Genomic DNA, 11,153 nt, shown 5'->3' on the forward strand with positions numbered 1-11,153 from the left:
AGAATTATGTCGATTATCTGAAAATATCTTATTTTTACTATAAAGCGATATCCTTTTTGAGTTTTTCATATTTTGGTACACTATTTATGTAGTGTAAACGAGAGAAAAGAGGGTCCTTTACTATGAAGTCATTAGAAGAGATTTTGCAGTACAATGAGAAATTTGTTGAAGAGAAAAAATATGAAGAGTTTGTAGCGGGGAAATTTCCAAACAAAAAGATGGTAATTATTTCTTGTATGGATACACGACTTGTTGAACTATTACCGAAAGCGATGAATATGCGTAACGGTGATGTGAAAATTATTAAAGTAGCAGGCGCTGTTATTTCACATCCATTTGGAAGTATTATGCGTAGTATTTTAGTCGCTGTATACGAACTTGGCGCTGATGAAGTATGTGTAGTTGGTCACCATGATTGTGGTATGGCAAAAATTCAAGCAAGCAGTACGATTGAGAGAATGAAAGAACGCGGTATAACAGAAGAGAAATTAGATATGCTTCGTTATTCTGGAATCGATTTAGAACAATTCTTGCGCGGTTTCTCTAGTGTGGAAGAAAGTGTAGAACATAGCGTATCAGTACTTCGCAACCACCCATTACTTCCGGAAGAAGTACCTGTTCACGGTCTTGTTATAGATCCTGATACAGGAAAATTAGATTTAGTTGTGAATGGTTACGACAATTAAGAATTTACTTTGTCATCCTTTTTATCTGGGACAGGATCAAATCCTCCCGGGTGGAAAGGGTGACATTTTAATATACGCTTACAAGTAAGCCAAAAGCCTTTGAGTGCACCATGTTTTTGAAACGCCTCTAATCCATAATGAGAACAAGTTGGATAAAAGCGGCATGTTGGTGGTGTCATCGGAGAAATGAACTTTTGATAAAAGCGTATAATCTCAATAAAAATCTGTTTCATAACGGTCTCCTTTTCAGCATATTCTTAAAGTATTATAGCACGACTGTACATAATACTTTACTAATGTGCATTTCCGTTATATCATATTGGATATAACGGAATTAAATTAAAAGCGGGAGAGATGTTGTATGCCATCAGTAGAAAGCTTTGAATTAGATCATACGATTGTAAAGGCACCTTATGTAAGACATTGCGGAGTTCACAATGTAGGTAGTGACGGTATTGTAAATAAATTTGATATTCGTTTCTGTCAACCGAATAAACAAGCAATGAAACCAGATGTTATTCATACGTTAGAGCATTTATTAGCATTTAATTTACGTAAATATATTGATCGTTATCCGCATTTTGATATTATCGATATTTCACCGATGGGCTGCCAAACAGGATATTATCTTGTAGTGAGCGGAACGCCGACAGTTCGAGAAATCATTGATTTATTAGAACTAACATTAAAAGATGCGGTTCAAATTACAGAAATTCCGGCTGCAAATGAAACGCAATGTGGTCAAGCGAAGCTTCACGACTTAGAAGGAGCACAACGCTTAATGAACTTCTGGTTAAGCCAAGATAAAGATGAACTTGAGAAAGTGTTTGGATAAAAAGAAAAACTGCCTGTGAAAGGGCAGTTTTTTTATTGTGCTAAGAGCGACCATACTCTTCTTTTGTATGAAAATATATTAGATACTCCAACATATAAAATAAAGGCAGAACAGAGAAAATAAACAAATGCTTTCGCTTTTTGCTGCTGCTTTATTTCATCGATTCCAAAAAGGATGAACACGTAAGGTAAAAGAATAGTGAAGTTTGCAAAGAAGCTAAATAGGGCGAGAGAAAGAGCGATAGTGGCGATTATAATTCGAATGTTTTTTAACATGGAATCCCCCTTAGTAGAAAGACATAGTTACTGAGAGAAAATAATTATAAATGCTAAATTGGTCAAAATTTCATTCTACATGTAGTGAAAGTAGTTTGATATTAAGAAGAAGAATATAAGACCAGAAACGAAAAAATACGGGATACTCATTGATTTTCGTCCGGATTTTAATTCATTAATTCCTAGAAGAATAAAGGAACAACTGAGAATAAATTGTAAGTATGGAAGAAGTGAAAAATTATCGGTAACATGGACATAAGTGCTTAGAGTGAGTAAGAGAAGCATGAGAAATGCTAAAAAAATCTGTAATATAGTTAGAGTTAGCATTGTATGGCCTCCTTTAGACCATTTACTAGAATATTTCTGTGAAACCAATAAATAAAGCAGCGGCCCCTGCTAGTAGAGCGAGCAGACTACCTCCTGTTTGTCGTTTTAATATTTCCTCTAAACTTATGGTGAGGGCCATACCTCCTAAAAAGATGAACATATAAGGCATTATTTCTCTACTACCAGTAAAAAATCCATAGATTGCTATAGATAAGGCAATAAGTGATAAAGTAATCCGGACTCCTTTTAGCATGTATGTAACTCCTTTTTCTTTATTTGTTCAAATGCGATGAGAAACATTAAAGCTCCTAATAGAAATTGTGAAAGTGGTAGAAAATTATTTTGACCTGTATATAATCCAATTGCCGACATAACGATCACAGTGAGTGCTACTATGATGCAGAGTATACGAAGCGTATTAGGAATCATCCTTATTCTTTTTTGTATAAGGATTATCTTCTAGTTTATCGACGGAATGTTTATAAGCATAGCCTTTATTAATTGTCATGATGGAGAGTACGAGGATGATTAGGACGATGATAATACCGATAATTAATATTTTGAACATAAAACCCCTCCTTTTCTTTATTTTACATAATTTTGTAATTGATGAAAACAATAGAAATTAAAAGGATGAAAGAAGGGTGTTACATGGAGACGAAAAAAACATATTATATATCAATAGGAAACGGTCAAATTTCACAAGTGAAGACGGCGGATACTTATAATTTTGAGATTTCCGCAAATGATGAGGAAATTACGGAATTAAGAGAGCACTTCGATCAAGCATATGTAGAAGATTTAGGGTCATTTGTACGCTCCCACGTTCCATTTGTTGAGTATCATCACGATTCAAATAATGACCGATATGATGAACAACTACAAAAAGCATATAAAATGATTTATGATTTAGGAAATCATGAGACGAAAGAATTAGTCGCGCAAATGGGAATAATCAATGGATTGTAATTGGATAATATTATGCAGAAAAGCGAGAATATGCTACAATTTGTGGTAGGAAAAACTTGTAACCATCAATAGGGGAGTAATGGCATGTACAAATTTAAAGATTATTACCACAACACTGTACAATTATCGTTTGAACGTTATCCATTTTCTCCTGAGCCAAAGCATGTTTGGGTTGTATGCCGGTACGGGGATCAATGGTTATTAACGCACCATTTACGTCGCGGTCTTGAATTTCCAGGTGGTAAAGTAGAACTAGGGGAAACACCGGAAGAAGCGGCAGTTCGAGAGGTTCATGAAGAAACCGGCGGCATAGTTTCTGATTTAACTTACTTAGGACAATACAAAGTATCTGGAAAAGACAAAATAATCATTAAAAACATTTATTTTGCAACAATTAGTGCGGTAGAAGAACATACGCATTACGAAGAAACGAAAGGGTCTGTTTTATTAAAAGACATTCCTGACAACATTAAAACGAATAGAAAATTTAGCTTTATAATGCGCGATGACGTATTAGCGCGTACGATGAAACATATAGAAGAAATCGGCTGTTTTACGAAGTAAAGTAGCCGGTTTCTTTTTTTGTATGTAAGAATAAATGTAAATATATCTTTGCATAATTTTGGTTATATTATACAATTTTGTAAAGATATATTTACATTTTAGGAGGGGGAAGATGGATAAAAGAAAAGAAACGACTGTTACTGTTTCGATGGTTAAATTAAACTTTTCTTTATTTTTTATAATAATTGCTTTGTCGTTTGGAATTGGTTATTTGCATATATTTCTTTCAGCTGGGGGCGGATTAAAGTTTCACTTTATCTCCACCTCTAAAAATGAAAGCACCTCCAACAAATCATCTACGATACGTGAATGCTTAAAATTCCCCCAAAACGAATCTTTTTTCCAAACACCAAGAATCCCTACTTGTTCAGAACCAAGCACATCGTTTTCTGGATGATCTCCAACATAAAGACATTCTTCTGCCTTCACATCTAGTCTTTGCAAAGCACGTTCGAAAATTTCAGGATGAGGTTTTTTAATTCCTTCAGCTTCTGAAACGAGAATGGTGTTTGTATACGTATGTATATGTAGTGCTCGAAGGTTGCTCATTTGAAATTCAGTAAAACCATTTGTAATAATACCAATTTTAATGTTTCGCTGTTTTAACTGTTGAAGTAGTTCATGCGTGTTTTTGAAAGGAATGCAATGATGTTGGAAGTTTGTAATATAGTCGTGTAGTAGTTGTTCTTGCGTTAAAGTAGTAATGTTGTATTGGGAAAGGAGAGTAGCATATACTTTATCCTTCCACGTATAGCCATTATTATCGAGTTCAAGAAATCGAGAACAATACTCTGTTTTCTCTACGCTCTTCAAATGTGAGGCGAAGCGATTATATTGCTCACAAATAAATTGTTCTAAAGATTGGCGCCGATCTAATAGTGTTCCATCTAAGTCGAATAAGATTGCACGAATCATGGGAAGCCTCCTTGCAGTTTTTATAATTAATTATCGCATATTCGCAAAAAAATGATTATGATATTTTGTAGAATGGAATAATGGGGGATTGTATGAAGAAACTGTATGGCAAGTTAGTATGTTGTATTATAGCAAGCAGTTTAGTTGCAGGATGCGAGAGTGCTATCGAGGTTACGAAAGAAAAAGAAATTTGTAAAACAGAAGAAGAGTGCACGCAAATAGGAGATAAAACATTACAAAAAGTATATAAAAAGATAGAGGGACTTTCAGAACTTGAAAAAGTAGAGGATTATGACATAGAAGAGTATGAAAGTATGAATATGAAAGAGGCGGAACAGAAAAAAGAAGAGGATGACAATTACTTCTTTTTAGCTTCTTATTATATCGATGATGATGAAATTGTAGATCCTTATTTTGAGAAATTGGATCGTAAGAGATTGAATAAAGTTTTTGCAGATGACAAAGTAGCAAAAGATGATTTGTTAAGCCAGCGACAAGATAGAGAGTATCATGAAACGTTATGGGACATGTATCGCACTCTCATTCCAGTGAAATATCGTGAGAATATAACAGGGTTTGATCTAATAACGGATGGTTATGACGGCGTTGTTGCCCATGTCATGCCAAGTATGGATGACCCGAGAGATTGGTTGCTTAGTTTAGACGTGCTCGATTCTGGGGTGAATATAGATGAAGTGATGAAAACATTAATTCATGAAACGGCTCACGTATTAACGATTGGGCATAAACAAGTACCAGTGGATAGGAAATATTTAGAGGCGTTTGATGAAGAGAAAGACATTTCATCATATCGAAATAAATGTAAAACGGTGTTCTTGAAAAATGGATGTGCGAGAAAAACTTCGTATATTAACCAATTTTATAATGAATTTTGGAAACCAATTGAGCAAGAGTGGACAGAAAAGAAAGTAGAAGAAAGTGAAGAGGCACAAATTGAATTTTATAAAGAAAAGCATGATGATTTTGTATCGCTGTATGGAACAACAAATGTAACGGAGGATATCGCAGATACATTTACAGCGTTCATTTTACAAGATTCAAAAAAGGTGAAAGAAGGAACAGAGTTAAAATATAAAAAAATTGCTTTCTTCTATCAGTTCCCTGAGCTTGTAAAAATGAGAGCGGAAGTGCTGTCGGGATTATATGATGTTTCAAAAACGATAGAACAACAAAGTGGAGACTAATGTGAGCTATGCTTTCGATATAGTTTCGTTAAAGAAAAGCGTGAAGAATTTTTAATTCTTTGCGTTTTTTTATGTTGATAAAATTGAAAATTCTGTATTTTTATTAAAAAGAAGAAGGAACTTGCGGTATAAAATAGAATTAGTATAAAAATGTCACAATTTAGACACAATTATAATGCGCGTGTTGTAGGGACTATAAGTTTACTCTCGAGGAGGTAATGAAACGTATGAAAACGATTCTTGCTGTTGCTGGTCTCATTTGGGTAATGTCTCACGGTTTTCCGATTTTTGAAGGGGAGCAAATTCGTAGTGCTTTGAATGAAAAGTTTAATGATTATCATGTGATAGATCGAAAAGATAATGTCGTTACAGTACGTGTGAAAGACTGTTTCCATACAGTTACGGTTGCGGATGGAAACATTACAAATGAAACGAAAATGTGTGATAAAAGGTAAAAGAAAGAAGCTGACTATAGCGCACTGTTTTGAGTCAGCTTCTTTTTCTTTTTCCAATTAGAATTTTTTCAAATGCCTCAACAAATACATACATAAGAGTTGCAAGAACACATGTGAGTAGTACGCTAAGTAAGACGAGTGTGAAGTTAAAGACTTGGAATCCGTAGCTAATTAAGTAGCCAAGTCCTTGTTTGGAAACGAGAAGTTCTCCGAAAATAACACCGACCCAGGATAAACCAACATTTACTTTTAACGTTGAGATAATTGCTGGAAAGGATGCAGGGAGAACGACTTGCTTATAACATTGCCATTTATTTGCGCCAAATGTGTCCATCACTTTTATATAGTTAGAATCGACTTCTTGAAATGCACTGTAAATAACGAGAATGGTAATGATGATGGAAATGATTACTCCCATTGCGATAGAAGATGAAATGTTTGGACCGAAAATAACGATGATGATTGGACCGAGTGCAACTTTTGGCATTGCATTTAGGACGACGAGGTAAGGATCAAGTACGCGGGCTAGAAGTGGCATCCACCAAAGAAACGTGGCAATAATAGCACCGAGTACCGTTCCGAGAATGAAGCCTACTCCTGTTTCCAGCAATGTCGTCCATATGTGGACCCAAAGTGAACCATCGATCCATTTCGTTAAGAAGAGATCCCAAATACTCGAAGGAGAACTAAAGAGTAAAGGATCGATCCATTCTTTTTTGCTAGCTATTTCCCATAGTGCAAAGAAAAGAATAAGTAGTAAAAGCTGTAATGAGCGAGCAATCCAAGCACGCCTGCGTTCTTTCTTTCGAAATTGTTCATGTAGTTGTTGTATATTATCCAAGTCGTTCCAGCTCCTTCCATATATCTTGAAAGAGGGCTGGGAAATCGTAGTGATGGCGTGCTTCTAACGGTGATAAAGAACGGATACTTTCCGGGACGATAAAGGTTTTTGCGATTTTTCCAGGATTCGCTTGCAGTAAATAAATACGATCACTCATCGCAATCGCCTCTTCAATATCGTGAGTAACAAGTAGTGATGTTTTCTTATATTTATTTAGTAAGTTGAAAACGAGTTCTTCTAGTTTTAATTTCGTTTGATAATCGAGTGCGGAGAATGGTTCATCTAGTAATAAAATTTTCGGATCAGTTGCTAACGTTCGAACGAGAGCAGCACGTTGACGCATACCGCCGGATAGTTCACGAGGATATTGTCCTTCTACCCCATGTAGACCGACTTGTTTTAAAAGATTTAAAGTATGTTCTTTCATCTGTTCATCATAAATCTTTCGAATATGAAGTCCAAGCATAATATTTTCTTCAATTGTTTTCCACGGGAATAAGTAATCTTGCTGCAACATATATCCCATAGATGAAGTTTTCGTTGTAATTGGTTCACCATCTAAAAAGACGATACCATCAATTGGATCAAGTAGTCCAGCAATGATTGAGAGGAGCGTTGTTTTACCGCAACCACTTGGGCCGAGTATAGAAATAAATTCGCCTTCTTCCACTTGTAAGCTCATATCTTCGAGAATAAGTTTGGCATTCTCTTTTGCGAAAAAACAGTGAGAAACGTTACGTATTTGTAAAAAACTCATACACTTCGCCTCTATTTCTTAATAACGCTTTCGGCAATTTTTGTATTGACGAGCGCTTCATGTGGGACTTCTTTTTGTAATTCACCAGCATCTTTCATAATCGTTTGGAGCTGTTTCCATTCTTCCGCATCTAGTAGTGGATTTGTCGCATAAGAATGTTGTTTTTTATACCGTTCAATTACTTTTACTGTAATGTCTTTCGAAGTGTCTTTAAATAGCGGAGAAACAGCATCAGCAATCTCTTCTGGACTATGTGTATCAACCCATTGCTGTGCTTTATAGAGCGCACGTGTGAACTTTTCAGCAGCAGCTTTATCTTTCTTTAAGAAACTTTCTTTTGCCATGAACGTTGTATAAGGAACAGTACCAGATTCATTTCCGAATGAAGCGACGATATAACCTTTACCTTCTTTTTCGAATATGCTTGCAGTCGGTTCAAAGAGCTGCACAAACTCTCCTGTACCAGATGCAAAGGCATTTGCAATATTAGCAAATTCGATATTTTGAATTAAGTTCGTATCTTTCCGAGGATCAATTCCATTTTTCTTTAAAACGTATTCCCCAACCATTTGCGGCATGCCGCCTTTACGCTGTCCTAAAAATGTAACACCTTTTACGTCATTCCAATTAAAAGAGTCTAGTTTTTTACGTGAAACTAAAAATGTCCCATCTGTTTGTGTAAGCTGTGCAAAGTTAATGACAGGGTCTTTCGCTCCTTGTTGATGAACATAAATAGACGTTTCAGAACCGACGAGAGCAATATCAATTCCGCCAGATAATAGGGCGGTCATCGTTTTATCGCCACCAGCTGTTGTTTGTAGGTCAATATTTAGTCCTTCATCTTTAAAAAATCCTTTTTCAATCCCGACATATAATGGGGCATAGAAGAGAGAATGGGTAACTTCGCCAACGCGAATGTTTTGAGTTTGTTCTTTCGTACTTTCTTTTTTACTACTACAAGCAGCAAAAGTAAAAACAGCTAGTAACATGATGCAAAAAATCGCGATTAATTTTTTCACTATATAACACCTCCTAGAAGTCACTCTACAAGCATGATATGTAGGTAAGTGCCCATATGTGAGTGTAGATAGCAGGAATTTTTTGGGTGGTAAAGAAGTACAAATATAAGGGGTGATAAAATGGAGTACGAATACGATGATAGCGTACATTTACATCTTGATTATTTCGGGACAGAATGTGATATGGAATCGATCGCTTATAAGAGGAAGAATGAAGACGTATGGGATGTGTATTTTAATTTTGGAGTATACGGTATTCAGAAAGACGATGTAGAGTTAGGTAGGTTTATGGACGAATATGCCGGTTATTACGTTTTTTCTGTACATGCTCGCGATCTTAGTTGGGAATTTGGAAGTGCCCAGTTTGAAGAGTGGGTTTTGAAAAATCGGATAGTAGAAAAAACGCTACAAAAATAGGAGGAATTTTGTGATTGGATTTCTCATCTTATTATTTATTTTTGTGGCCGGATTTTTTATTATGCAAATGCTTATTTACCGATTTGCAAAGAAAAACATCCATAAATATACAAAAATAAAATGGTTTCATATGTGGCTACATATGAATATGAAAAAAGGACCGAGATTAGATTTTTTTGATTTTGTAGTTATAGTGCTCGTATGTATCGTATGGAAAATATGGCTGCTTCCTTTTATATAATACACATACTAATCATTTTCTCTTTTCGTTATAGTAATAGTTGTAAAAAACTTGCATTTATACGTAAAACAGTGAGTGGTGTTGTGAAAGATATTTTGACAAATACAGACACACATACATACGGAATTAAAGTGTGATTACAGAATGGACAAATTGGCCGTGTGTAAAGTGTGGGGGAATAAGAAAGAGGTCGTCCAACGGTGGACGACCTCTTTCTTATTATGCTTGATTAGTGCGGAAGAATGGAAGCTTCTGCACAATGTGAATTAATCCGTATGCAAGAATTAAGCACATAAGAGGATTAATGAAAAATCCATAGCGATTAATTGCTAAGAATAAGTTTGAGAAGATAATGTAAATAATTGAACTTGCTACTAGCATCATAACGCGTTTATGTTTAAATGAATTTAGCATGAAGCAGAAGCTGCTCAAGAATGTACCGATGATAAACACTCTATGACATAGTTGCATAAAGTTGTGAATACGATATTGGTCTACAGCAGGAGCTGTTTTGAATAATTCAATTGTTTTACCGACAGTGAACCAAGAGAACCAATAAGTGAAGTCCGTCTTAAATCCGTTCTTAATTAATTCTTTTGCGTATGCACCTTTGTCATCTAAGCCTTTAGCTCTCATTTCATTTACTATATTTTCATATCCAATTTTATTAAATGGATCTGCACCGGCAATTAGTGGATCTGCACCTTGGGTTGAGAATAAAATAAATTGGTTGAGTGCTAAGTAGTTACGAACAACCCATGCGCCAATAATAAAGAAAGGTCCGATAAACCATAACAATCCGATTCGAATGGATTCTTTAAATCCATATGTAAATAACACAACAAGAACAGGAATAAGCATCATTGGAGCTGGATTTGGACGGAACATAAGTAAAATTGAAACGACAATTCCAAACCATATATGGAATTTCACTTTATTGTATTTCCATGCGAGAACAAATACATATACACATAACGCCAATAAGAATATGGATGGAACTTCTGTTAGCAATGTACGGAAGTATGTATAGTTACTTGGATAAATAGCATATAAAATACTTGCAACAATTCCATAAATGTTTTTTTCGAACAATTCTTTTCCTATTAAGAATACTAATAGCACTGTGCAAAGGTTCATGATCATGTTAATAACAGTTGCTACGTAATAGTAAGGAATTGATGTAATATCAGAAATAATCATAGCGCCAGCTAATAGTAATGGCTGACCTGGTGTAATATATGCATTTTTCCCTGGAACTTCACTAGGTTCTAAATACACATAACCAAATACACCATGTTTTAATAGTTGTTCAGCTGTTAACGAATAGTTAAAGGCATCATTTGCACCATATGTTACTTTGACTAACTCTCCATCTAATCCTGGCTGTTTTACTAAACAAAAAACGTGCAACAGGAAAGAAAGCGCCAAAATTGCATATACCGCTTTAGGCAAACTCTTAAACTTAGTAAGCAAAAATGAGCAACTCCTTTTTTATTAATTCTTTCGTATTTTTATGTGAAATCTTTAATAGTATTAAGGATTTCCAAAACATAGTTATTATATCATAAAGTGGAATGCTGAAATTAAGTTTTTCAAGAATGAGTAATTTGTATACCACAATTTAACTGTTGATTAAGGGAATATTAA

General features: G+C 35.1%; 18 protein-coding genes and 2 pseudogenes. 10 read left to right on the forward strand and 10 right to left on the reverse strand.

Features of this window, described 5'->3' with window-relative positions:
- Positions 1-122: 122 nt before the first annotated feature.
- Positions 123-686, forward strand: coding sequence for a beta-class carbonic anhydrase (locus tag ACQGS6_RS16665; RefSeq protein WP_000838164.1), 564 nt, complete (start codon positions 123-125; stop codon positions 684-686).
- Here ACQGS6_RS16665 and yidD read toward each other — a convergent pair.
- The gene (gene yidD / locus ACQGS6_RS16670; protein WP_000809325.1) at positions 683-919 is read right to left on the reverse strand and encodes a membrane protein insertion efficiency factor YidD; all 237 of its coding nucleotides are present in this window, start codon (positions 917-919) and stop codon (positions 683-685) included. The genes ACQGS6_RS16665 and yidD overlap by 4 nt on opposite strands.
- 128 nt (positions 920-1,047) lie before the next feature.
- On the opposite strand from yidD, the gene luxS reads away from it, so the two are divergent.
- Positions 1,048-1,521, forward strand: a complete 474-nt coding sequence (luxS, locus tag ACQGS6_RS16675; protein ID WP_001141371.1) for an S-ribosylhomocysteine lyase LuxS — start codon at positions 1,048-1,050, stop codon at positions 1,519-1,521.
- A gap of 32 nt (positions 1,522-1,553) precedes the next feature.
- Here the strand turns inward: luxS and ACQGS6_RS16680 are convergent, their stop codons facing one another.
- The 4 genes from ACQGS6_RS16680 to ytzI form a co-directional block, all read right to left on the reverse strand.
- Positions 1,554-1,796, reverse strand: coding sequence for a YczI family protein (locus ACQGS6_RS16680; protein WP_000916675.1), 243 nt, complete (start codon positions 1,794-1,796; stop codon positions 1,554-1,556).
- A 352-nt stretch (positions 1,797-2,148) separates the two neighbouring features.
- On the reverse strand, positions 2,149-2,376 hold the full coding sequence (locus tag ACQGS6_RS16685) for a DUF3953 domain-containing protein (protein ID WP_000912058.1): 228 nt from the start codon (positions 2,374-2,376) through the stop codon (positions 2,149-2,151).
- Positions 2,370-2,552, reverse strand: a complete 183-nt coding sequence (locus tag ACQGS6_RS16690; RefSeq protein ID WP_426965330.1) for a hypothetical protein — start codon at positions 2,550-2,552, stop codon at positions 2,370-2,372. The genes ACQGS6_RS16685 and ACQGS6_RS16690 overlap by 7 nt, the downstream gene beginning before the upstream one ends.
- Positions 2,542-2,691: a YtzI protein gene (gene ytzI / locus ACQGS6_RS16695; RefSeq protein WP_000472789.1), complete on the reverse strand. Its 150-nt coding sequence runs from the start codon at positions 2,689-2,691 to the stop codon at positions 2,542-2,544. The genes ACQGS6_RS16690 and ytzI overlap by 11 nt, the downstream gene beginning before the upstream one ends.
- An 83-nt stretch (positions 2,692-2,774) precedes the next feature.
- Between ytzI and ACQGS6_RS16700 the strand changes: the two genes are divergently transcribed.
- The 3 genes and pseudogenes from ACQGS6_RS16700 to ACQGS6_RS16710 all read left to right on the forward strand — a co-directional run.
- The gene (locus ACQGS6_RS16700; protein WP_000448409.1) at positions 2,775-3,092 is read left to right on the forward strand and encodes a hypothetical protein; all 318 of its coding nucleotides are present in this window, start codon (positions 2,775-2,777) and stop codon (positions 3,090-3,092) included.
- A gap of 84 nt (positions 3,093-3,176) precedes the next feature.
- Positions 3,177-3,656, forward strand: a complete 480-nt coding sequence (mutTA, locus tag ACQGS6_RS16705; protein WP_000276385.1) for an antimutator 8-oxo-(dGTP/GTP)ase — start codon at positions 3,177-3,179, stop codon at positions 3,654-3,656.
- A 112-nt stretch (positions 3,657-3,768) separates the two neighbouring features.
- Positions 3,769-3,891: pseudogene (locus tag ACQGS6_RS16710) on the forward strand (DUF3267 domain-containing protein); the annotation flags it as partial.
- Between the two features lie 14 nt (positions 3,892-3,905).
- Here ACQGS6_RS16710 and ACQGS6_RS16715 read toward each other — a convergent pair.
- Positions 3,906-4,571: an HAD family hydrolase gene (locus ACQGS6_RS16715; protein WP_025966485.1), complete on the reverse strand. Its 666-nt coding sequence runs from the start codon at positions 4,569-4,571 to the stop codon at positions 3,906-3,908.
- 92 nt (positions 4,572-4,663) lie between these two features.
- On the opposite strand from ACQGS6_RS16715, the gene ACQGS6_RS16720 reads away from it, so the two are divergent.
- Positions 4,664-5,776 (forward strand): hypothetical protein, encoded by a 1,113-nt coding sequence (locus tag ACQGS6_RS16720; protein ID WP_000737829.1) that lies wholly within the window; start codon positions 4,664-4,666, stop codon positions 5,774-5,776.
- Positions 5,777-6,003: 227 nt separating this feature from the next.
- Positions 6,004-6,231: a hypothetical protein gene (locus ACQGS6_RS16725; RefSeq protein WP_000849112.1), complete on the forward strand. Its 228-nt coding sequence runs from the start codon at positions 6,004-6,006 to the stop codon at positions 6,229-6,231.
- Positions 6,232-6,265: 34 nt separating this feature from the next.
- Here the strand turns inward: ACQGS6_RS16725 and ACQGS6_RS16730 are convergent, their stop codons facing one another.
- Genes ACQGS6_RS16730 through ACQGS6_RS16740 form a run of 3 tightly spaced genes read right to left on the reverse strand, consistent with a single transcriptional unit; the run spans position 6,266 to position 8,848 of the window.
- Positions 6,266-7,072: an ABC transporter permease gene (locus tag ACQGS6_RS16730; RefSeq protein ID WP_000368822.1), complete on the reverse strand. Its 807-nt coding sequence runs from the start codon at positions 7,070-7,072 to the stop codon at positions 6,266-6,268.
- A complete protein-coding gene (locus tag ACQGS6_RS16735; protein ID WP_000009025.1) occupies positions 7,065-7,829 on the reverse strand; it encodes an ABC transporter ATP-binding protein in 765 nt (254 codons plus the stop codon). Before ACQGS6_RS16735 ends, ACQGS6_RS16730 begins: the two co-directional genes overlap by 8 nt.
- Before the next feature lie 11 nt (positions 7,830-7,840).
- Positions 7,841-8,848, reverse strand: coding sequence for an ABC transporter substrate-binding protein (locus tag ACQGS6_RS16740; RefSeq protein ID WP_000733151.1), 1,008 nt, complete (start codon positions 8,846-8,848; stop codon positions 7,841-7,843).
- A gap of 120 nt (positions 8,849-8,968) precedes the next feature.
- Between ACQGS6_RS16740 and ACQGS6_RS16745 the strand changes: the two genes are divergently transcribed.
- The 3 genes and pseudogenes from ACQGS6_RS16745 to ACQGS6_RS16755 all read left to right on the forward strand — a co-directional run.
- Positions 8,969-9,265 (forward strand): DUF3986 family protein, encoded by a 297-nt coding sequence (locus ACQGS6_RS16745; protein WP_000455580.1) that lies wholly within the window; start codon positions 8,969-8,971, stop codon positions 9,263-9,265.
- A 10-nt stretch (positions 9,266-9,275) separates the two neighbouring features.
- Positions 9,276-9,506, forward strand: coding sequence for a hypothetical protein (locus ACQGS6_RS16750; RefSeq protein ID WP_000578981.1), 231 nt, complete (start codon positions 9,276-9,278; stop codon positions 9,504-9,506).
- 65 nt (positions 9,507-9,571) lie between these two features.
- A pseudogene (locus ACQGS6_RS16755) lies at positions 9,572-9,643 on the forward strand (DUF2196 domain-containing protein); the annotation flags it as partial.
- Between the two features lie 82 nt (positions 9,644-9,725).
- Here ACQGS6_RS16755 and ACQGS6_RS16760 read toward each other — a convergent pair.
- A complete protein-coding gene (locus ACQGS6_RS16760) occupies positions 9,726-10,979 on the reverse strand; it encodes a glycosyltransferase family 39 protein (RefSeq protein WP_000956220.1) in 1,254 nt (417 codons plus the stop codon).
- Positions 10,980-11,153 lie beyond the last annotated feature (174 nt).

It is taken from the genome of Bacillus sp. GMs2/2 (assembly GCF_050172095.1).
GTDB lineage: Bacteria > Bacillota > Bacilli > Bacillales > Bacillaceae_G > Bacillus_A > Bacillus_A cereus.